Raw genomic sequence first — 23,104 nt, forward strand, 5'->3', positions numbered from 1 at the left:
ACGATAATAAATAATAAACTAAAAGAAGATGACTTTTATTAAAACAATTTATACATTTTTAATTACACTTTTAATTGTAACAACAACTTTTGGACAACAAGCTAAACATAAAACTAAAATCTTATTACTGGGAACGATTCATTTCGAAACGCCTCATTTAGATGAGTTTGAATTAAAGACAGACGATTTTTTAGCTCCGAAAAGACAGCAGGAATTAGAAGAATTGACTGAGGTTTTAAAACGAACAAATGCGGATAAAGTGATGATAGAAAAACCATTAAATCAGCAAAGAAAAATAGATAGTTTGTATAATGCATATTTACAAAACAGCTATAAATTAACAGTTTCTGAACGAGAGCAAATAGGTTTTAGATTAGCTAAAAAATTAAATTTAAAACACATAAATTGTATAGATGTTTTTTATGGGATGAAACATGATAGTTTAGTAGCTGTAACTGCTAAAGATAAAAATCAGTTATATTTATTAAAGGAATTAGGTACTAATGCAAATAATTTATTGCATGAAATAGATAGTGTAGTAAAAGGAAATTCAATAACAGAGGTCATAAAATATATAAACAGAGATGAACTTTTGCAAAGAAATTTATCACTGTATTTAAAATATTTGGCAAAAGTTGGAGCAGGAGAAAATTATATAGGTGCTGAATCAGTTTCTGATTGGTACTTGAGGAATATTGCGATTTATGCCAATATAATGAATCAAATAAGTCCAAATGACAAATACGTTATATTAATATTTGGGCAAGGACACATTCCTATACTAAAACACCTAATAGAAAATAATGATGATTTTGAACTCGTAGAAGTAAACAGTGTACTAAAATAATTGCCACAACTGATGTTTGATAATGCTTAACATTTGGTATTAAAAAAGCTGAGGTCTTACTTTTTGAAGTCTCTTTTTGGCTTCTAGCGGAGAAAGAGGGATTCGAACCTAAGCTCCGCATCCCGCTTTTATACTGCATTTTTAATATTTTTTTACCTGCTGCGCCACGATTCTGCCACGAACTTTAAAACGTGCTGATTCGGTATGTAACACCTTGCTTTTTAATTGGTTATGGTTCTATTATTGGTTAGAAAGCAAAAGTAGACTTTTTTTAATTATATAAGCAACATTTTAGAAATTTTTATATGTCAATAGAAGCTAGTTGGACATGTCTGATCTTAATTTAAATATGGAAAAAATCTATATCTTACAGTATGAAAAGAAGTAGATTTGAATATTTTTTATCGTTATATTTGTGAAGTTACTGCATTATTTATTCTAAAAAAAAAAGACAAATGAATGATTTCGAACAAATTTTTGATGCTCTGATTAGATTTAGAAACGAGCGTGATTGGGAACAATTTCATAATCCAAAGGATTTGTCATTAGCAATTTCGATTGAAGCTTCTGAACTATTGGAACTTTTTTTATGGAAGAAATCTGAGGAAGCAGATATTGAAAAAATTAAAGATGAATTAGCAGATATTTTGTCCTTTTCATTTTTGCTGGCGGATAAATATAAATTTAACATCAAAGAGATTGTTTTAGATAAGATTCAAAAGAATGCACAGAAATATCCTGTAGACAAATCAAAAGGTAATGCAAAAAAATATAATGAATTATGATAATTTATCAGAATTCTAAAACATCTTTTTGTCATGATGTAATTTCTAATAATATAGAGAATGTGATTCATGATTTCTTTAAATTAAAACTCGGACAAACCACAACGACGGCAGAAATAAATTCATGGAAAAATTCAATGCTATACATGAATAATATTTTGTGTGATGATGGAATTCCTCATGATGCCGGTGTAATTATAGAATACCAAATTCCTCAGACTTCAAAAAGAATAGATTTTATTGTAACAGGACAGGATGATCGCAGAAAGAATTTTGCGATCCTTATCGAGTTGAAACAATGGTCAGAATCGGAGATAACAGATAAGGATGCAGTTATTTCAACATTTGTAGGGAAGAGAAAACGCGAAGTCAGCCATCCATCATATCAGGCGTGGTCTTATGCATCGTTATTGGAAGGGTTTAATGAAGCAGTTTACACTTCTAATATTCAATTAAAGCCATGTGCTTATTTGCATAACTACAGCTCGGATAACATTATTGATAATGCTTTTTATAAAGAGCATATTGATAAGGCACCCTTGTTTTTGAAAACAGACCCCTTTAAATTAAGAGATTTTATAAAGCAGTTTGTAAAATTCGGAGACAAGGATAAAGTCATGTTTAAAATTGACGGGGGACGAATAAGACCTTCAAAGAATTTAGCAGACAATCTCTCTTCAATGTTGAAAGGAAATAATGAATTTGTTATGATCGACGATCAAAAGATCGTTTATGAAAACGCACTTCATTTAGCAAAAAAGGCCTCATCGAATAAAAAGCAGGTACTTATAATTCAAGGTGGTCCCGGGACTGGAAAATCTGTTGTGGCAGTTAACTTGCTGGTAAAGCTTACAAGTTTGAAATTTCTCTGCCAGTATGTAACTAAAAATGCAGCGCCGAGAGCTGTGTACGAATCAAAATTAAAAGGGACTTTTAAGAAATCTGAAATATCAAATTTCTTTACTGGATCTGGATCATTTACAAACGCATTACCAAATGTTTTTGATGCTTTGATTGTGGATGAGGCACATCGTTTAAATGCTAAATCCGGAATGTTTAAAAATCTGGGTGAAAATCAAATCAAAGAAATTATACATGCTTCTAAATTTTCAATCTTTTTTATTGACGAGAATCAGAAGGTGGCTATTCATGATATTGGTGAAATTGAAGAAATTAAAAGGTTGGCTAACGATCAGAATGCTGAGGTTACAGAATTAGAATTGAATTCTCAATTCAGATGTAATGGATCTGACGGCTATTTGGCATGGCTGGATCATGTTTTGCAGATCAGAGAAACAGCTAATACATCATTGGAAGAAAAACAATATGATTTCAGAGTATTTGACAATCCGTCAGAATTGAGAGATGAGATTTTTAGGGTAAATCAAATAAATAATAAAGCGAGATTAGTGGCAGGTTACTGCTGGCCATGGAAAAGCAAAAAAGATTTCAATGCAGTAGATATTTCCTTTGAGCAATATGATTTTGCCATGAAATGGAACTTGACTGAAGACGGGATGAAGTGGGTAATACAACCTGAGTCAGTTAATGAAATAGGCTGTATTCATACTTGCCAAGGTCTTGAAGTGGATTACATTGGAGTTATAATCGGCAAAGATTTAATTGTTAGAGATGGAATTGTTATAGTGGATCCTTCTATGCGAGATTCTAATGACAGTACCATTAGAGGATATAAGGCGCTGCAAAAAGGCGATTCAGCGAAAACGAAGGAATTAATTGAAAATATCATTAAAAATACCTATCGAACACTAATGACAAGAGGTATGAAAGGCTGTTATATTTATTGTGTTGATCGAGAAACAAATGAATATTTTAGAAATTTACTTCAATAAATGTTTAGCTTTTTTAAACAGGGTAAAACTATAATAATTTCTTATTAGTTTAATATTTTCTGCCATTTGTTCCATTACCTTCTGATATTTTGGACAAATGATATGTTTCTTCCTGTTCATCTTTTCAATATTATATTATCAATCTTGCTACTCGTGCTAATGTTATTAATGTTTGTTATTTCATACATATACTTTTTTTGATTGAAATAACGAACATTGCCCCATATGTTTAAGCATTTAAATGTATTTATTTGTCATTAAGAGACACACTTTTCTAAAAGTCATTTTAAAACTACGGTATTTACTGCTCTGGCGGTAAAAGAGCCTTTTTTATGTTCATTTTCGGTCCTCTGAGTTTTTAAAATACATTTTTTACTGCTAAAGCAGTAAAATTATTGATACTTCAAAATTTGAAGATTTTTACCCTTATAATAATTTTATTAAAATATATAATTGTATTCCAATACTTCATATCTGTTGGAGCTTATATACTTTAAATTTAATGTAAAAACTTAAAAGTTAAATAAATAAAAAGGTCGAGTGTGACAAAAGATACAGATAATCCTATTTTCGACAATTACTTTAGCATTCTTTATAGTCAGATTTGTTTTACAGCTTAATAGCCTAAAAGCATTATGGCTAATTGTTCGACAGAGACTTCTGTTGGGAAAAGATCAGAAATAATAATTTATTTAAATGACGAAAGCCAAGACCTCTAAAATTTTAGATAATTTCTTCAAACTCGATAAGAGGGTAAAAAAGATTGAAAACTTATTGCTCTTAAATGATTTTCAGAATAATCACTCATCGTCTGAAAGATGCAAAAGCTCTTACAGTAAAAGTGAGCTTGCAATTCTTTTTTATATCCTAATGGATGAAGGTCTTTTATTTTTTGATCCATCTGATGTGAAAAAAAATCGAATCAGTATTCAGGAATTTCTAAGTGAAAATTTCACATATAAAGATAATGAAGGAGTTCAGAAAAAAATAACTAGAATAAGCAGACAGTTTTCTGAGTGTAAAGGTTATACTTATAAAGAGAAACAGATGAAATTTTTAGATGAATTGATGGGGATATTGATGGAGCGAAAAAGAAAACTTGAGAACTGGTAAGCTTGGGATGAAAACAATATAACATTAACAAACAATTCAATTATGACAAAGAAAGAAAAGAGACAGGCTTTTATAATGGAGATTAAAAATATTATAGATCCTTTAATGGTAAAACTGGAAGTGATCGATTCAAAAATCAGCAAAGGGAAAACCTTGAGACCTGCCTATTACAGAAATGAAGATTTAAAAAAGATATTTGGGCTGTCTAATAATACTATTATAAAATACAGGCAGACTGGGATTCTTCCATATACTAAACTAGGAGATATATTTTTATACGACAGTGTGAAGATTGAGGAAACTCTTCGTAAGAATAGTATCTGAATGAATCTTTTTTTTAATAACAATATAAAGAGCAACTTTCTTTCTTTTTGGGAGTCTTGGTTCTCTAAAAAAATAATAATATGGAGGTAAACAGAATTCAATATGCTTCAGATCTGCATCTCGAGTTTATTAAAAATAAAGAATTCATGAGAGATAATCCCTTGTTTCCAAACGGAGATATCTTAATTCTGGCTGGGGATATTGTACCTTTTGCGCTCATGGACAAACATCAGGATTTTTTTGATTTTTTATCCGATAATTTCCAAATGACATATTGGATTCCTGGAAATCATGAATACTACTATTTTGATGCTCTTCTTAAAACAGGAACTTTTTATGAAAAGATTAGAAATAATGTAATTCTTCTAAATAATTATGTTGTAGAATATGATAATTTAAAACTGGTTTTTTCGACTCTATGGTCCCACATTAGTCCGGTTTTCCGAGTGAATATTGAAAGAGGGCTTAGTGATTTTCATGTTATTAAATTTAATGGGGCAAGGTTTTCAGCAGATGATTATAATAGGCTTTATTTTGAGAGTCTAGATTTTATTACTAATAGTCTCGAGGTTGCAGATTCTAAAAAAATTATTGTAACAACCCATCATGTGCCGACTTTTAATAAATATCCAAAAATTTATGAAAATAGTCCTTTGAATGACGCTTTTGCTGTTGAGCTTTCAGAAGTCATTGAGAGAATAGGTCCATCGTATTGGATTTACGGACACAGTCATTATAATAATACAGATTTTGTAATTGGAAATACTAATTTGGTAACTAATCAACTTGGATATGTTCAGCGTCAAGAACATGAATTCTTTCAAGCTGATAAAATTATAATTGTTTAAAAGACAATAAAGTTTTTTTTGTATAATAAAGTTTATTACTTTATTGAGTATGTTTTACTTTGAGTTGGGTCATGAAAATGACCCAGCTCATTTTGTTTAATGTTCTTACTTATTCGTTTACTATATCAACTTTTTTCTTTCTATTCTTTCTCTTGCCTCAGCTAAAAGGGTATGGATTTTTTCTTCGAACTGTTTTTTAGGAGGCAGGTCTGTCCAATATTCAGCAACCATTATTCCGTCTTTGTGCATTTCGAGAAGTTCTATTTGTTCCCGACTGCTTTCGGCACAAAGAATTAGTCCTATTGGGGTGTTTTCTCCTTCTTGCTTTTCGTATTTGTCCAGCCATTTCAGGTATAATTCCATTTGACCTTTGTGCTTGGCTTGGAATTTCCCTAACTTTAATTCTATGGCAACCAATCGTTTTAGTTTTCGATGATAGAAAAGCAAATCTAAGTTGAAGTCTTCGCCATCTATAATCATTCGTTTTTGTCGTTCTACAAAAGTAAACCCTTTACCTAGTTCTAATATGAAAGTTTCTAAATCGTGAAGTATTGCCTCTTCTAGATCCTTTTCTAAAAAAGTATTTTGCAAACCTAATAAATCTAAAATATATGGATCTTTGAATGTATTGAACGGAATTTTAGTTGATTCGATTATTTGTGAATCAGCGATGTTTGTTCTTTCATAAGCTTTCAAAGAAATTTGTCGCCTTAGTTCTCTAATTCCGTATAAATTATTTGATGCGTTTTGTGCATAAAATAGTTTTGATTCAATAGTTTTTAATGGTAATAATTCCACAAAATGCGACCAAGACAATTGTCGTGACAATGGCACCACAATTTGCAAATCGGTAAATTGCTCCGCAAACTGCATCATACGTCGTAAATTTCTTAATTCGAAATTATTACCGTATCGTTCTTTCAATTGTGTCGACACTGTCGACACAATTTGTTTTGCATAATCAGCACGTTTGTTCTGCAGGATATCCTGATTGATACGATTACCAACTTGCCAAAACAAAATCGTAACGGTACTATTTGCCTGAATCGCTATTTGTTGTCTGTTTTGTTCTATAAGTTGTGATAAGTCAATGAATAAATCATTTTCTAAAATCTTTAAACTATTGCTGTTGTCTGCCATATAATCGCTTATCCTACTGTGCTATATTGAAAAAAAATATTTTTCTCAATTGCGTCCGCAGTGTGGACGCAATTAAAAACTATTATTGTAAGTAACCTTATTTTGCAGATAAAACATCTGCATATATATGATTTACAATGATACGAAAAAGCAATGAAAAGTAAAAGTGTGAATATGAAGGGTTTTATTTAATTCAGAAACCTTATGGATGTTTTTTTTGTTAAAATGTATATAATCAGTTATTCTAGTGATATTTTTCGTCAGTTCGCTGAACTTGTAATTAGGTTCTTTGTAAGCTTTAGGTTTATTGGATATGACATGACGCAAAAAACAAGATATACTATTTTAATGGCGTCACTATGGCGCAAATATAATTGTTGTGGCATGAATTTGGCGTGAAAACAACTATTTTGGCGGGAGTTTTGTAATCTTAACTGCTAGCTCATTTCAAGATTGTCCACAACTTATATATAAAATAAACCAAATTTTGGGTGAATATTTCCGGTCTCAATCAGATTCGAACCATACTTAAGTGTAGTTGATATTAGTTACCTTTAATAGGGGATTTTCAACTGTGCCACGATTCTGCCACAAAATTATAATGTGCAATATTTGTGGCACAATACGCTCCATTCCAAATGCGCCACGAATGTGCCACAAAATTTAAGTTGTTGAAATCTTTAAGGCTTGTAATGCCTTTTTGTAGATCGATCAATCCGAAGTTAACAGAAAGCGGAATAATTATAAAAATTGTTTGTTGCATTTCGGGAAACTCAATAAAGACTTTTTTAAGAGGCAATAACATGTTTGCTGGTAAAATTGGCATTTTTAATATATCTAAGACTGTAAATTGTTCGAAAATGTAACGCCTTGCAAGTATACGATTTAGAGCTGCAGTAAGGATATACACCATTTAATTACGTTTGTTGTTGTAATTGTTTTTCGATTTTTTATAGAGTAAGGAGATTGTTGTAGAACGTCAAAAAGTATTGGTGAAATGCACTTATAGATTTATTTTGATAAAGCTTCCTCTTGTTAAATCTTGTGTAATTTATATCAAGGCATCATTAATTCACAGTATTGAACAAACACTAATCCAACATCAGTAAGATCTGAAAAAGATATTGAATTTTTTTCCGCGGTTCCTTTTGTTAAAAATCCGTGACTTTCTAAAATAAGAACCAGATTTTTCTCTTTTAGATGGGGACTGTTCATGATACTTTTTTTATTCATAAATAACTTTATTAATTTTTTTTCACTTTCGTCGAAGTTTTTAATTATAGTTTGAAATCTTGAGTACATATCTTTATTTATTTCTCTAAATTTTTCAAGATTAGCAATTTGGACATTTAAGCTTTCCTGTTCCTTTTTAGTTTTTTCGATATACAAATCAAATTCCTGTCTGACAGCATCTCTTTTCATAACAATTAATTGATTATTGCTTTCAGTGCTTGTAATTTCTGAGCGCTGGTTATTTATTATTTTTTCCAGTTCAACAATTCGTACTTCCAGTTTGTCTTTTAATTCTTTTGACAATACAGCATTTTTGTCGATTTTATTGATGATAAAAGTTTCAACAATTTTGAAGTAAAAGTCGGTTAGGGCACGTGACACAGCCATCAATAAAAAAGAAATCAATAAAAGAAGAAATGAAACCCCTACGAGAGTTAAAACTTCATGCCAAAAAATCTGTTTAGCAAAGTGATCGTCAATGAATTTTATTTTTTTTTCTAAGGTATAACCTTTGTCAAAGTTGAATAAAGCAAATAAAATTTTCCAGTTATGAATAATCCAAACCCCTATTATTGTGCCGATAAATGGGTTCTTGATTTTATTTTGGTAGTTATCAAATACAGAGGTAATTTTATCAATCATTTTATTATTTTTCTTCAAACATACAATAATTTTTGTAAGATAAAATAAACAGAGTTGTGACTTTTTAAGAGATTTAAATAGCAAAATGAAACAGTCTGTTATAATAAGGTATTGTCGTGTTAATTACATACAAATGATATTACAAGCTTCTTGTTTTATATTAATTATTCTTCAAAGATTTTACTTTCATCACGTAAATTAATCTTATCAGATTCTAGAGTCGTTATTTTTGATTAGCTGATAAAGTATTTATACAAAATAAAATTACGGCACTCAAACTAAGAGCAAAAGAAATTGCCGATTCGACAAGTAAACTTGAAAAACCTCATGATCGAAATAAAAACATGCCTAGTACTAAACCAGCACTAAAACCTGCCTAAAGTTATAGGGGAAAAAATAAGGTAAGTTTTCATCCGAAACTTAGTGATACATCTTTTGTTTCTCTCGTTCAAGAACTACATTTCAATCTTATTTCTTGGTTATAATACTTGCACGGGATAAAATGAAATTTTTATAAACATTTTCTTAAAGTTAATTGGCAAGAATATGTCACAATTTTTTAAATTATAATGTTTAATAACAATAAAAGAAAAACCCTGAAAATCGATTGATTTTCAGGGTTTACTAGTTTTTAAGTCTTTTAATAAAATAGTGATATCCTTTTTTTTAGACATTTCAGCGGAGGAAGAGGGATTCGAACCCCCGGACCTGTTACAGTCAACAGTTTTCAAGACTGCCGCATTCGACCGCTCTGCCATTCCTCCATTAAGACGCAATCATTGTCGCATTGCGGGTGCAAAGATAAAATGTTTTTTCAATTCTGGAAATTTATTTGATAGTTTTCTGAAGGAAAAAAATATCCATAAGTCTAAAATTTTAGTTTATCTCTATAATTAATTGTTGTTTACGTGGTTATGTTTTGTAAGTGATCGTGTGAAAAATATCGATCTTTATTAGATTCTATGCATTTTTTTAGCTAACTAGTTCAATTATGTCCAAATTGCGGACACAATGTAAAGGTTTGAAGATTTGTATTTTAATTTTGGGAGGTGAGTCTCATATTGATCTTTGTAGCTTTGTAACCAATACGGATAGAATTATTTAGATTGTAATGTAGAAGTTTAATCATTAAGGATGCTATTATATACTTTCTGCCATAAAATTGAACTAAATGTTCAGTAAGTTAATTGATATGGTTCAAGTAGCTCTCTTAAAAAATAGTAATTACAATCAAATTCGTGTAATAGCCACCTTAATTTTTCGTCTGGGGAAAAGGATGAAGTCCAAAAATAATATGCAATAATTCAGGAACATATCTTGTAATTTTACTTTTTTAATTGTCTATCAATAGAGTTTAATTCTATCGGGGTAGTTCCTCCACAATTCTTTAACCTTAAAGATCAATAATCCTAAAAAAATATTTTTAACTTATAAAAATAAAGGAAAATAAAATATAATATTTTTGCTGTTTTTAGTGATTTCTATTCCGGGATTATTAAAATTAATTTTACTTGAAATTTTTATTTTTTCAAAACTATCATCGGAAAAATTATATACTATATTATAGGCAGTGTCTGCAGAATCAAAATTAAAATATGGTGCGTTATTGTAGAAAATTTTAATTGTAGAATTAGAGCATTGAAGAACTAATTTAGAGTTTAAAGAATCCGATTTTAATCTGTTAACCGAATATATCTTACCTGTGTAAATTATATCATTTGAGAGAAACTTGGATTTAAATTTAAAATGCTTCCACGACCACTGTTTTTTGTGACGATCTGCAGAAATTTGTATGTTCGTCGTATCTGTAAATGTTCCCTTGACCTTATTCTCAAAATAATTTGTATTTATTACGCTGTAATTGTAGTTTGTGTAAATATATTTGTTTTTTTTAAACTTGGACAAGTAGTAGTTTGATGAGGTTTTTTGTATTAAATTTTTTACTTTTGTCTTAACATAAGTATTGAAATATGAAGAATCTGAAAAGAAAAAAATATGACCACCACAATTGCTTTGTTGGTCAGGTAATTTTGATACTTGTATTTTTTCAAAATATTGAACAGATGGTTTGTTAATAAAAATTATTTGAGCTGACGAAATATTCAAAGTCAATATCATCAAAATTAGGGTAATTATCTTCATCTCACTACTATGTTATTAATGTTAATTTTCTCTGATCTAGTGTTTTTATAAATTATTTTTGAAAAAACATTATTTTCGTCTGCTAAATTTCCTTCTTTACTATAAAAATACAGGTGATGAAAATAATTTGCTGGTGAAGTTAAAACAGTTGAAACTCCACAGACTCCATTAAAATTAATTTGAGAATTCGCGTCATTAAAAATTAAATAATTATATGTGTAATGCTGTGCATACTTAATTGAACCAAATTCTCTAGATCGTATTATTTTAATTCTGCTATCATCTGCTGAAAAATTTCCATTTACTAGGACTTTAAGTTTGCATATTGTGACATTTGTTGGCTGATTATTTCTATATATAAAGCTTCCAATTGAATCTTTCGGATTCATTTGAGGAGTAGAGTAAAAATAAATGTGATTAAACATTGTATTATTAAGAGCTATCCCGTTGGGATATTGTGAATGACTTGATATTACACCATTTCCACTAAAAGATGATATTTTTTTTCCAGTATTACTATACCCATATTTAAAATAAATGTTAGCGAAATCGGCATTTTGTATGTCGATGACGGATACATCTTTGAATTCACAGGGGTCTATACCAATGCATTCTGATGGAAGAGGGTTTCTTCTACCTGCGTCGCATGAAAAAAGGATTCCAATCGCAATTATAAGTAATAGATATCTATTCATGGATTAAGATTAACTTTGTAAATAATATTTTCTTTAAAATAACTTATTGACGAATTTTCTATTGAATTTGTCATTTCTATATGTGGTAAGTTTATTATAAGATTTGAATTATCTAAGGTAGGAACGAGTCTTTTATTAGTGAGCTTAGGCACAATTGAGTCTTGGCATAACTTTACCAGAGAATTCATTCTAGAAATTTCGGAAATAGATAAATTGTGATGTTCAAATGTGAAATTATCGAATGAAATCACTTTATTTTGGCTTGTTGTTAAATTGCAATTTCCTTTTAATGCTGTTGGGAATAGGAATGGATTGTCATTATCAATTTCAAAAGTACCTTTAATAACTTTATGGTCACTTGTTTTCTGAATTGTCATTTTCTTTATATATGTGTTTTTTAGTAACGGATTGCCGCTATAAAAATAAATTTTTGAGCTTTGGGTAACTGAAGAGATAAATGAAAATGGGAAACTAACAGATATTCCTAAATTTTGATATTCAGCTTTTGATTCAAAATATTTAATTTGCTCTCTAATTACTTGTTCTTGTATTGTACTGAAGTTCGCAGTTATACCCTTATCTGAATATAAAATAGATTTAAGATCCTTTTGAGTGATATTTATATTTTCATCTTTTAAAGACATACATACAGGTTTGAGATTTATTTGATAAATAACAAATAATTGATTCGTATCATTTGTAGTACTTAATTTTAAGTCCATATCGTTATTTTCGAGAACAATATCTTTATAAATAATATTCTCTGGAGCATAATTTTTTCTAACAGAATTAATTAAATCTTTTTCAGATAAAGTCAAATCTGAGCTGTCAAAATTGCTTTTTTTAAGTAGTGCCAATCTAAAAGTCTTTTTTTTACCTATCGTAGATTTATGCTCAAGTGATAAAAAATCATAAATTTTAAAGTCACAAACAGGAGAATCATTTTGAAGTATCTTTTTTATTATAAGTTTTTCAAGAAAACTATTTGGTACAAAAACTAAAGCTTGACCTGACTGATTATCGGAAAGATGTACGGAAAAAACTTTACTTTTATTTAATCTTGTAAAAGCGAATAAAAGTATGCATATCAAAAAAAAGAAAAGAGCCAGGAAAACTTTTTTATTTTTCCCTAATGCAGTAGACATAGTAATATTTTTCATCTTCATGTACATTAATTCGTTTAGTATTTAAGGTTAAAATTTTTATCCATTCAAAGGAAATTGGAGCTAAACTGGAAAAGTCAATTTTTAACTCATTTTTTGCATTGCTATTGAACGTGTTAATTTGCCTATATGGGCTTGAAAAATTAGATAAACCTCCGCACTTATCAAATAAAATATTTAGTATAACGTTTATATTATTTAAAATAATTATTGAAGATTTTCGTTCGTCATAAGTAAACTTCGATTGAACGAAAAATTCGGTATTTAGCAACGAAATATCATAGTAATTAGTTGTTTTTCTGCAAGAGAAATTTACCCTAGCTCTATATACCTTTTTGTATTTAGCGGTTAATTGGAATTTTGATAACCCTATTATGGATGTATTGTTATTAACTTGAAAATCTGAAGAAGTATTTTTTAAAAGGTGCTCATAAATTTGTGAATATTTTTCTCCACAATCATTGAATCCTGATGTACATGCTGTGTCATAAAATTTGTACCGATTTGACAATGTGTCAAGTGTGTCACGAATTTTTTGTAACATGTATTCTTGATATAGCTTTTTATCAATTGTGAAAACCGTCATTCCTTCTCCACCATTATCATTAGCATATTCTATATTATAGATATTTTCGCCCATGAATGGAAATTTTTTTTTGATTTCATCTGAAATTTCAGTTGGTGGAGAAGAAATTTGAGATAAAGTGGATGAACTATAAAAAATCAACAGTGTAACGAGAAGTTTTAAAAAATAATAATATTTTTTTTCCATATGTGTACATAATTTGTGATGAAAACTGTATCGTTTAAATTTCAGATGAAAAAGAGTGTTTTTAAATACGAATAAGATTCTTTATTTATTTTATAAAATTAGATGTAGATGGTAATGCATTACTTCCTATCATCATTTAACTTTTTAAGTGTATGTTTAGACAAAAAAACAACTTTTATATCAATTTTTTACGCGTATAAACACCTGATTTTTAAGTGTGTGTATTTTTTTTAGCATAATGGCTCTCAAAAACAATTTTTATGCTGAAGAATTTATAGAATCTGATGAATTTAAGAGAAAAAACTGAATAACATCCTTGGTTTTTTCATCTATTGGAAAATAATGCTGGCAGACATTATAAATATTTGGTTTTTACTTTTCAAAATTCAATTGTCACTATTCTGACATGACATGAAAGGAAAAAATGCTACAGCATAATTAAAATTAGCGTTAGTAATTTATGCGAAAAAAGTAAGAAGTTCTGATCGCTCCGCCATTCGAACCTCGTTAAGGAAGAGTTTGATTTTGATGAGTTAAGTTCGCTGTGAAGAGTTGTGCGCCACGAATCTGCCACAACATTTAATTCGACAAAAGCACCTTAATTATTTGTGGCAGAATTGGTATGCATTCCCTATCACTATTGGTGTACTTATAATACCAAAAAATGTCAATAAATTTTAAATGATATAAAAAGCAATTTTAATTATTTTTTGCTGAAATTTATTCACATAAAAAATCTATAGCTCCGACTATAGCGTAAAATTTAGTATGTACTAATTCTAGTTGTAAGATTGTTCTCTTAACTTCCTGGAGGATTTAAAAATTAGTACAACATATATTAATTTTAGCTGGCAAACTAAAAAATAGAAATAAGTAAATAATAATTGCAGGATAGTATTAATTTAGTATATAATCTAATTCACATAGTTATATAGACTTTTCCTAAAAGATGGCTCAAAGAGATGACAAAAAAACAACAAGAAATATTTCCTATAGTAGTCCTCAACTACCAGAAGTAGCCTTATGATCACCGGTACAATTTGAGAGTTTACCATTTCCATATGTACATTATCCAGAACATTATGGAACATTTATTTCTTTTTCTGAAGAGCATAACAGTGAACAATTCCTATGTTTGTGTACTGAACAAGCAGTGATAAATTATTTTGAATTGTCGGAATGTATTTCAGAAAATAAAAAAGAAATTACTAGAATGCCTTGGAAAGCGCCATTTCCAAACTCATATAATAATAAAATAAAACCAAAAACTCGAATTGATGCAATTTTTAAATTTCGCCCAAAACTTTGTCATCGTTGTAATATGGCAACTCCAACATTAAGATGGTGCCATGAAATGTATGGAGGCAATTTTAAACAGTATTATGGTTGGTATATTAAATTAGCCTCATTGAAGCTTGGTTTTCTTGACTTTCAGTGTCTTCCCGGTATTTGTCCATCAGAAATTATTGAAAAGCTAAAGCTCTCAAATAAGTTGATGATGGATAATCAGGCTTTTGAAAGTACAGAAGAAAAATTATTAGCTATTAAATACTCTAAAGAATTATCTAAATTACCTGAAAACACAACAAGGACTGAGTTTGGTTTTCGAAAAATTGGAGAAGGATGGGTTAGTGAAACAATTCTATTTAAATTAGTTTCTAGTGCTTTTCCTTTTTGTACTATAGAACGTAATATTCGACCAGATTGGCTTGAAAATTTGGAATTAGACATTTATTTGCCCGAAAAGAATATAGCTTTTGAGTATCAAGGGCAACAACATTTTCATCCGATTAAGGCTTGGGGAGGTGATAAAGCATTGGAAAACTTAAAAAAGCGTGACGAACGGAAAAGATATCTTTGTATAAAACTTGAGATCGTTTTAATAGAAATCAATTACACTGAACCATTGACTTTTGATTATTTAAAAGAAAAAATAAAATTGCACACAGGTCAATAGAATATTTAATGAATCGGATGTTCTATTATTCTTTTATGTAGTACTATAAATATTGAAAACGTGCAATAAACCAACTTTTGGCATCGGTTGAACAAAGTAATATTTAATACATTAGTATGTTTAATATAATCGAACCTTGAATAGATAAGTCATGATTTTGTTGATATTTAACTTTTTTAAGCTGGATCGTGCCATGATTCTGCCGTAAACTAAGAAGGGAAAGAAATCTAGTAAATCCGCCTTAGCTTTTTGTGGCAGAAATGCCATCAAGTCCAAATGTCATGCGCCGAGACTATGCCATTTAAAACAAGGGAAGAAACAATCAAACCACTGAAGTAATTAATAACATAATGTTATCAATTCCAATGTAGTGTTGATATACCTATGTCATTTATATTTCTTAAATTCACATGAGACCAGCATGTTAACTTAAAGAAATGGAGAAAGGTAAAATTTATGACCGTGATTTCAGGGTAAATGCGGTCAAATTAGGGCGGGAAACAAATTTTTTTAAAGTTTCGAAAGAACTTGGCATTCCAACTACTACTATTTATAGATGGCGTAATGAACTTCAAAAAGATGAAACAAAAAGTTTTTCTGGCAGAACACCCGAACAAAAGAGGATCGCAGAACTCAAAATCGCACTCAAAAGAAAGCTGAAAAAGACAGAACTTCATATTGAAATTTTTAAAAGTGCCGGCAAATGTATTTCTGAAGGAAAACCAAGCATTTTTCGATTTATTGAAAACAATTTAGATAAATATTCACTTTGGAGTATGTGTGAAGTTTTGCATATAAGACCAGAAACATATCATAAATGGAAAAATAAAATACTTTCTCCCAGAGAATGCCACAGGGCTTCAATCGAAAAAGAGATAACCTCGATATTTTATGAATATAAGGAGATGTACGGTAATGTAAGAATAGCAGCTGAATTACAGAGCCGCGGAATTCAATTAAAAAACAGCGCAGTAACCTGTTATATGAAAAGTCTAGGCCTTGTCAGCAAGCATAGTACAAGACATAAAGTTAAATCTCCTTCAAGATCCATAATACATAATCCGTGTATTTTCCCAAACGTTCTAAATCGAGAGTTTACAGCCGAAGCACCTTCGCAGGTCTGGGTATCAGGAATAACAAGTCTAGAAACATCTGAAAGCCTGCTGTTTTTAACAATAATCATGGATTTATATGACAGAAAAGTTATTGGATGGAATCTAAGCGAAGGACTCACTATAAAAGAAACTTCCCTGCCCGCTTGGGAAATGGCTGTTGGAAATCGCAAAACAAAGATTGGGCTGATATTTCATTCAGAAAGATCATCTCAATTTGCCAATAAACTATTCATCCGTAAGTTGAGCAAATATAAACATGTCAAACAAAGCATGAGCCGGGCAGGCAACCGTTTAGATAATCAAGTGCCCAGAACCTTTTTTGCAGCCCTAAAATCTGAAATAATCGATTTAGATATGCTTCCAACCAGAGTAAAAATGAAAGAAAAGATATCTGACTATATTGAAAACCTACTTTAAAAAAATCACAATGTAATAATTAATATCCCACAAGCTATGAAAAGAAAATATGAGCATAGTTTTAAAGAAAACGCAGTAAGGTTAAGTTACGAGCGGGGAGAAATCAGAAGTGTGGAAAGAGAGCTTGGAATCGCTCGAAGTTGTCTGGGTAGATGGAGGAAAGAACATGAAGAACTGAAACTGGCACCAAAGGATGCTGTAATTGTAGAGCTCAACAAAAAAGTTAAAGATTCTCAAATTACACTTGAAATTTTACAAACTGCGCGTGAACACGTTTCACAAGGAAAAATAATGACTAAACGATTCATTGAAAACAATGCAACGAAATATTCTGTTAGAAAAATGTGTGAAGTACTGCAGATGTCTCCAAGCGCTTACTATCAAAGGAAAAGACAAGAAGTATCAGATAAACAAAATCGAATAATGCTGCTGAAAGAAGAAGTTAAATCTATTTATTATCAGTTTAAGAAAACGTACGGCTATGTTAAAGTTACAAAAGAACTTCGACTTAGAGGATTTAAGGTTGGAGAGGGACAGATAAAAGTTTATATGAAAATGCTGGGTTTGCGTAAAAAAGCTAAATTAAGATTCATAGCAACAACCGATTCACATCACAACCATTATATTGCACCAAATATCCTAAATAGGGAATTTACAGTGAGTGAGCCTGCCAAAGCGTGGGTTTCAGACATTACATATATAGCAACGCTAAAAGGTTTCTTATATCTTACAATTGTTTTGGATTTATTTGACCGGAAAATCATAGGATGGAGTCTGAGCGACCGAATGAGCACTAGGGAAACCACTGTGCCGGCTTGGGAAATGGCGGTTAAAAATAGAAATATCACTAAGGATTTGATTTTCCATTCCGACAGGGGCACGCAATATGCCAATAAAATTTTCACCAAAACATTGGACTCGCATAAGTTTGTCAGACGCAGTATGAGCCGTAAGCAGAACCACACCGATAATGCTGTTTCCGAAAGCTTCTTCTCCAGTTTTAAGAGAGAATTGATTCACGGCAGTAAACTCATATCAAGGGAGCAGATGAGGATCGAGGTTAACGAATATATTGAAAACTGGTATAATAAAAAGCGAAGGCATTCTTTTTTAGGTTGCAAGACCATTGAAGAGTTTGATAGAATATATTTAAAATAAGCAGATTCGATTTCATATAAGGCAGTACCTGGATCTATTTCAGGAGAAAGATCTGAAACAAACAGATTGTATCAATACCAGCTTGGTCAAGATGTACCTTAATTCATATACCCTGACCTAAAAATGGTATGTGCTGATTTGGAGTTCTTATTCTGTAAAAACGCATGTGCAAGGATTTCGCCGCAAAACCTATCTCAATGAAAAATCGAAAAATCTGCCTTATCCCTTTGTACCACAAATTGTATGAATCCATGCTGTAAGTCCATACAAATCAATTATAGGAGTGTTGGTAAAAGTCTTATGAATATGTAATCTGTTTTGTAAAATTAGAGTGATTTCAAGTTCTTCTGGCAAGGAAACATTATTAAGGTGATTGATTCATCGCTTAACTTCAAATATTAATACAAAATGTAATGGAGCCAGCAACAAGAAGGACGATCAGGACTTTAATAATTGTAATTTCAATCTTAGATTCACGTTCAAATTCATCAATCTGAATTTTTAATTCATTTCTAACATCAAAATACTGTTCAACAAGCGATTTTTCCATTTGGCAGATCATTTTTAGATAAACAAATAAAAAACATTCCTGAATAAAAAGCTTACGGGAATCCGTAACATTTTAAAAATAGAATTTTTATATATTTTACATTTGGAAATCAACGGAGATTGAAATAAATCAATTACAGGCATCGGTTGAACAACAAGTAATATTTAAGACATAGGATGTAGGAATGTTTCGAACTTATATCTTCAAGTGAATGTAGAACAATGTTTTAAATTTTTTCATAAAAGTGATCCACTGTTCTGCACCCATATTTGTACTAATGTTATTTAAGTTTTTCTAGCTATCCAATTCTTTCTTTAGTAGTTTCGAACCTAAGCTTTTTTTGCGCTGTCTTTGCTAGGGAGTAGCCTGAAAAACCAGACACATCTTCCCGACGGAAAATCTGCCTGTGTTTTCGCGTATGAACCGGTATACTACATGTCTGTCCCAGTGAAGGATTCCAGCGCTTTCCTGTAAAATATCTCGCTCCAACTGGATGTTTCTGAGTGCTTTCTGCAGTCTGGCTGTTCCCTTCTATCTGGATCTGGACCATTTCTTTCGCACAAGGTGAGCTTTCCTTCCTGGAAGAGATTTTTCCAATGCTGCAGGCGGTTTTGTTGATCCGTAGCTTATTGGCCGCAATCCGCACGCTTTTATGCTCGATGTAGGTCTTAACCGCCTGATGTTTATAGAGGTTATTCATATGTTTAGAAAAAAAAAGATGGTCAGACCAGGGATAAATATGTTTAAATCATTCAGTAAATTAGCTTCCTAAATTTTAAATTACTTAAATTCTTATATTCCATTCTGACAGGTGGGACAGAACCTTATCAAGTACTATTAGATATAATCTCAGATTTTACTAGGTTTTAAATTAAACTTTGTTTTTTCCAGAGATCAAAGTATTTTTCTTTTTTTTCTAATAAATCATGATGGCTGCCAGATTCTATGATTTCTCCATTGTGCATGACCAAAATTTTATCTGCACTTGCAATTGTACTTAGTCTATGGGCTATGATTATAATCGTTTTTCCTTCTTTTTTGAAGTTATCTATTGTTTGTTTAACGATCATTTCGGAACTTGTATCTAATGAAGATGTTGCTTCATCCATCAATAAAATTTCAGGATTTTTGTAAAGTGCTCTGGCGATTGCAATTCTTTGTTTTTGCCCGCCCGATAATATTGCTCCATTTTCACCAATCTGCGTTTCATAACCATTTGGCAGTTTTTCTACAAATTCTACAATACCTAGTTGTTTTGATAAGTCTAAAATTCTTTGAATATTAGGAAATGAATCGCCTAATGCAATATTTTCAATAATATTTCCACAAAACAGATTAAGCTGTTGCGGAATAACTCCAATAATACCTCTTAGACTTTGGTAATGTATAAACTTTGTAGCATATTCTCCGATATATATATTACCATCTTTAATTGGATATAAATTTTGTAACAATGAAATTAAAGTTGTTTTTCCGCTCCCGCTTTCTCCTACGATTGCTGTCGTTTGGTTTTTTTTAAAGACGGCATTAAAATTTTTAAAAACTTCCAGACGAGTTCCATATCTAAAAGAGACATTTTCGAACTTTATATCGCCTAAATTTTCTTTCTGCAATTCGAACTTGTTTTCCGTTTCTTCTCTTTCTAAATCCATAATTTCAAAAAGCCGGTCTGCCGCAATTAATGCATTTTGTGCAGTTTTATTCATGCTTATTAAAGCAGCAACGGGAGAAGTGAAATAACCAATCAAAGCGTAAAATGAAAACAATTCGCCGGGAGTAATCGCCCTGTCGATTACATATTCGGATCCAATCCACATTAAAACTACAGTAAAACCAGATGCCAAAAACTGTGTGGATGTACTGGCAAAGATTCCGTTTAAACCTGATTTGTAAGTGCTAAATAAGAGTTTTACAAATTTGTTTTCTGTTTTTAGATTTGAGAATTCTTCTATTCCAAATTCTTTTACCGTTCTGACATTGGTAATGCTTTCAACCAATTGTGTCTGCAGTTCGGCTGCATTCTCCATGATATTTCGTTCGACTTTTTTATTGAATTTATTTAAAACAAAATATATTGCTGCGTAAAAAGGAATGACAAGAAGAATAACCAGAGCCAGTTTCCAGTAATAGGTGAACATTAAAGCAAATGAAAAAACAACAATGAATATATTGACAATCATTTCAATTGCCACTTCGTTTATAAACGAGCGTATTTTTACAGCATCGTTTATTCGTGAAGTAATTTCTCCTATCTGCATCGTATCAAAAAAGCGTTGTGGTAAATGCAGTAGATGTTTGTAGTAGCCCAGAATTAATTTGGCATCAATTAATTGCCCGGTTTTCATCACAAAAATGCTTTTTTTTGAGCCAATATAAGCTTGCAGCAAAATAATGGCTATCATAGAAAAACTCAATAAATTCAGTAAATTTCTATTACCATCTATCAAAACATAATCTGTTATTTTTTGAATGTAAACAGACATTGCTAATCCTAAAATAGTAAATAATATTGAGCCGGTCAATGCCTGAAGCAAAATAGTTTTGTGGGGCTGGATAAGGCTCCAGAATCTTTTTAAAGGTGATGTTTTTTCGTTTTTCACCTTAAAAGCATCATTTGGTGCAAAGAGAATCAATACGCCTGACCATATTTTTTGAAATTCCTCGAAAGTATAAAGCTCAATTTTTCCAGGACCTGGATCCATGACTGTGATTTTAGATTTCTCTGCTTTATAAATTACAACATAATGATGCAGTTGTTCCTTATTCAGAATATGAGCAATTGCTGGAAGGGGAATTTTATCTAATGCATCTAAACTGCCTTTTACTCCCTTGGCGGTAAAACCCATCCTTTCCGCCCCTTCAATAATACCCAAAACATTTGTACCGCGTTTATCAGTATTAGCAAACTGACGTATTCTGGCTATAGGCAGATTAACTTTAAAATGGTTTCCGATAGAAGCCAGACAAGTAGCGCCACAATCTTTAATATCATGTTGTTTTATTTTTATTGAAGCCATTAGTTATTATTTGATATTTGTTTCGGGTTTAACCAATCGTCTATTTTGTCAAATAACAAATCGAATAAGCTTCTTCTCGTTATTATATATCTTGTTGTTAAGGTCATTCCTTTTGAGGCATCAGCCTGATAACCTGATTTTAGTTGTAAGGTCTTTGAATTTAAGGAACAACGCACTTTAAAAAAAGCCTGATCCTGCTGCAGTGTTATATTGCGGTCAATATCAATTACCTTTCCGTCCAGCAATCCCCATTGATTATAATTGAAGGAATCTAACTGAAATTTTACTTTTTGATTTTTCTTAATAAGGCCAATATCATTTGGAGACACATTGCATTCAACAATTAGCTGATCTGCTGAAGAAATTGTGGCAATAGGCTGTGAAGCATTTATGAAAGAACCTTCTTGAATGCCTGAATAGTTTTCTATAGTGCCGGAAACAGGAGCCAAAATGAGGTAATTATTTGATTCTGCATTTATTTTAGCAGCTGTTCCGTTCAAGTTTTTCAAACGATCTTCCAAATCTCTTTTTTGATTTTCCCAGGTTAATTTTTGCTGGCTTACAAAACTTTCTAAGGCTTGTTTGGCTAAACGCAGTTCATATTCAGGTTTCTCAAAATCAGCCTTGGCAATAATTTCTTTCTCATAGAGAATTTTATTTCGTTCATGACTGATTTGTGCTTGTGAGATTTTACTTTTCAATTCATTTTTTCCCAATTGAAACTTCAATACATCTTCCCGTGCCGCAGCTGTCAATAAATGAGATGTTTTATTTTGAAGGATAGCTGAAATATCATGTAATAGATTAGAAACGGATTTGGATAATGTATCTTGAATTTTTTTGTCGCTTTCCAGGTTTTCCGTACCAATTTTTAAAAGTGTATCTCCTTTTTTTACAAAAGCATTGTTTTTTAAATGCAGCCATTTAACCCTGCCACTTACCATCGTTGAAACTGGAACATTATCTGTAACGCTTCGAATGATACCCCGGCTTTGACTGCTGATATCAAATTTTATAATAGGTAAAAGCCCTAAAAAAACGATTATAAACAAAAGAATGATAAGATAAATTGAAATGCTTTTTGTTTTGTTTTTGGAAACAAGATTTTCCATTGTATTTATTGGGTCTGAACTGAAGTTCATAAAGTAATAATTAAGGATGTTAATTTAATTACAATTATTTTTTGATCATGATTTGCAAAACATTAAAGATTATCCTCAAAAAAAATTACGGATTGTTAAAAACAATCCGTAATAAATAACTTAAGGACTAGTCTCTGCTAAATGCATAGGGATTTCTATAAGTACAGTGATAAACCTTCAAAGCACCATTC

20 protein-coding genes and 1 tRNA gene are annotated in these 23,104 nt (G+C 30.9%); 9 read left to right on the top strand and 12 right to left on the bottom strand.

The genetic code is table 11. From position 1 onward, the window contains the following. Window positions 1-28: 28 nt before the first annotated feature. The 6 genes from ACFSC2_RS09210 to ACFSC2_RS09235 all read left to right on the top strand — a co-directional run bounded on the left by ACFSC2_RS09210 (window position 29) and on the right by ACFSC2_RS09235 (window position 5,770). Window positions 29-847, top strand: a complete 819-nt coding sequence (locus ACFSC2_RS09210; protein WP_379814280.1) for a DUF5694 domain-containing protein — start codon at window positions 29-31, stop codon at window positions 845-847. Between the two features lie 455 nt (window positions 848-1,302). Further along, complete coding sequence (locus ACFSC2_RS09215; RefSeq protein WP_379814279.1) at window positions 1,303-1,632, top strand: nucleotide pyrophosphohydrolase; 330 nt, start codon at window positions 1,303-1,305, stop codon at window positions 1,630-1,632. Continuing rightward, window positions 1,629-3,485, top strand: a complete 1,857-nt coding sequence (locus ACFSC2_RS09220) for a DNA/RNA helicase domain-containing protein (protein WP_379814278.1) — start codon at window positions 1,629-1,631, stop codon at window positions 3,483-3,485. Before ACFSC2_RS09215 ends, ACFSC2_RS09220 begins: the two co-directional genes overlap by 4 nt. Window positions 3,486-4,181: 696 nt before the next feature. Then, window positions 4,182-4,598 (top strand): hypothetical protein, encoded by a 417-nt coding sequence (locus ACFSC2_RS09225; protein WP_379814277.1) that lies wholly within the window; start codon window positions 4,182-4,184, stop codon window positions 4,596-4,598. Window positions 4,599-4,640: 42 nt separating this feature from the next. Then, window positions 4,641-4,922, top strand: a complete 282-nt coding sequence (locus ACFSC2_RS09230) for a helix-turn-helix domain-containing protein (protein WP_379814276.1) — start codon at window positions 4,641-4,643, stop codon at window positions 4,920-4,922. An 80-nt stretch (window positions 4,923-5,002) separates the two neighbouring features. Beyond that, window positions 5,003-5,770, top strand: coding sequence for a metallophosphoesterase (locus ACFSC2_RS09235; protein ID WP_379814275.1), 768 nt, complete (start codon window positions 5,003-5,005; stop codon window positions 5,768-5,770). Window positions 5,771-5,890: 120 nt separating this feature from the next. Here the strand turns inward: ACFSC2_RS09235 and ACFSC2_RS09240 are convergent, their stop codons facing one another. The 8 genes from ACFSC2_RS09240 to ACFSC2_RS09275 form a co-directional block, all read right to left on the bottom strand. After that, entirely contained in the window at window positions 5,891-6,910 is a 1,020-nt protein-coding gene (locus tag ACFSC2_RS09240; protein WP_379814274.1) for a PDDEXK nuclease domain-containing protein, read from the bottom strand. A 568-nt stretch (window positions 6,911-7,478) separates the two neighbouring features. After that, entirely contained in the window at window positions 7,479-7,736 is a 258-nt protein-coding gene (locus ACFSC2_RS09245; RefSeq protein WP_379814273.1) for a hypothetical protein, read from the bottom strand. A gap of 230 nt (window positions 7,737-7,966) precedes the next feature. Continuing rightward, window positions 7,967-8,803, bottom strand: a complete 837-nt coding sequence (locus tag ACFSC2_RS09250; protein WP_379814272.1) for a hypothetical protein — start codon at window positions 8,801-8,803, stop codon at window positions 7,967-7,969. A 661-nt stretch (window positions 8,804-9,464) separates the two neighbouring features. Continuing rightward, window positions 9,465-9,549: transfer RNA gene (locus ACFSC2_RS09255), tRNA-Ser, on the bottom strand. Between the two features lie 664 nt (window positions 9,550-10,213). After that, window positions 10,214-10,927: a hypothetical protein gene (locus tag ACFSC2_RS09260; RefSeq protein ID WP_379814271.1), complete on the bottom strand. Its 714-nt coding sequence runs from the start codon at window positions 10,925-10,927 to the stop codon at window positions 10,214-10,216. Further along, the gene (locus ACFSC2_RS09265; protein ID WP_379814270.1) at window positions 10,924-11,622 is read right to left on the bottom strand and encodes a hypothetical protein; all 699 of its coding nucleotides are present in this window, start codon (window positions 11,620-11,622) and stop codon (window positions 10,924-10,926) included. Before ACFSC2_RS09265 ends, ACFSC2_RS09260 begins: the two co-directional genes overlap by 4 nt. Next, complete coding sequence (locus tag ACFSC2_RS09270) at window positions 11,619-12,782, bottom strand: hypothetical protein (protein WP_379814269.1); 1,164 nt, start codon at window positions 12,780-12,782, stop codon at window positions 11,619-11,621. Before ACFSC2_RS09270 ends, ACFSC2_RS09265 begins: the two co-directional genes overlap by 4 nt. Next, a complete protein-coding gene (locus tag ACFSC2_RS09275) occupies window positions 12,742-13,557 on the bottom strand; it encodes a hypothetical protein (protein WP_379814268.1) in 816 nt (271 codons plus the stop codon). The genes ACFSC2_RS09270 and ACFSC2_RS09275 overlap by 41 nt, the downstream gene beginning before the upstream one ends. A gap of 1,135 nt (window positions 13,558-14,692) precedes the next feature. On the opposite strand from ACFSC2_RS09275, the gene ACFSC2_RS09280 reads away from it, so the two are divergent. From ACFSC2_RS09280 to ACFSC2_RS09290, 3 genes are all read left to right on the top strand, one after another. Then, the gene (locus ACFSC2_RS09280; RefSeq protein ID WP_379814266.1) at window positions 14,693-15,514 is read left to right on the top strand and encodes a PDDEXK family nuclease; all 822 of its coding nucleotides are present in this window, start codon (window positions 14,693-14,695) and stop codon (window positions 15,512-15,514) included. Between the two features lie 437 nt (window positions 15,515-15,951). Continuing rightward, the gene (locus tag ACFSC2_RS09285; protein WP_379814265.1) at window positions 15,952-17,046 is read left to right on the top strand and encodes an IS3 family transposase; all 1,095 of its coding nucleotides are present in this window, start codon (window positions 15,952-15,954) and stop codon (window positions 17,044-17,046) included. Window positions 17,047-17,082: 36 nt separating this feature from the next. Continuing rightward, window positions 17,083-18,204 (top strand): IS3 family transposase, encoded by a 1,122-nt coding sequence (locus ACFSC2_RS09290; protein ID WP_379814264.1) that lies wholly within the window; start codon window positions 17,083-17,085, stop codon window positions 18,202-18,204. A 391-nt stretch (window positions 18,205-18,595) separates the two neighbouring features. Here ACFSC2_RS09290 and ACFSC2_RS09295 read toward each other — a convergent pair whose 3' ends face one another. The 4 genes from ACFSC2_RS09295 to ACFSC2_RS09310 all read right to left on the bottom strand — a co-directional run bounded on the left by ACFSC2_RS09295 (window position 18,596) and on the right by ACFSC2_RS09310 (window position 22,913). Next, entirely contained in the window at window positions 18,596-18,754 is a 159-nt protein-coding gene (locus ACFSC2_RS09295) for a hypothetical protein (protein ID WP_379814263.1), read from the bottom strand. Window positions 18,755-19,052: 298 nt separating this feature from the next. Further along, window positions 19,053-19,454, bottom strand: a complete 402-nt coding sequence (locus tag ACFSC2_RS09300) for a hypothetical protein (RefSeq protein ID WP_379814262.1) — start codon at window positions 19,452-19,454, stop codon at window positions 19,053-19,055. Between the two features lie 166 nt (window positions 19,455-19,620). After that, window positions 19,621-21,771: a peptidase domain-containing ABC transporter gene (locus ACFSC2_RS09305; RefSeq protein ID WP_379814261.1), complete on the bottom strand. Its 2,151-nt coding sequence runs from the start codon at window positions 21,769-21,771 to the stop codon at window positions 19,621-19,623. Then, window positions 21,771-22,913 (bottom strand): HlyD family secretion protein, encoded by a 1,143-nt coding sequence (locus ACFSC2_RS09310; RefSeq protein WP_379814260.1) that lies wholly within the window; start codon window positions 22,911-22,913, stop codon window positions 21,771-21,773. The genes ACFSC2_RS09305 and ACFSC2_RS09310 overlap by 1 nt, the downstream gene beginning before the upstream one ends. Between the last annotated feature and the right edge of the window lie 191 nt (window positions 22,914-23,104).

Source organism: Flavobacterium artemisiae (assembly GCF_042678225.1).
GTDB classification, from domain to species: Bacteria; Bacteroidota; Bacteroidia; order Flavobacteriales; family Flavobacteriaceae; genus Flavobacterium; species Flavobacterium artemisiae.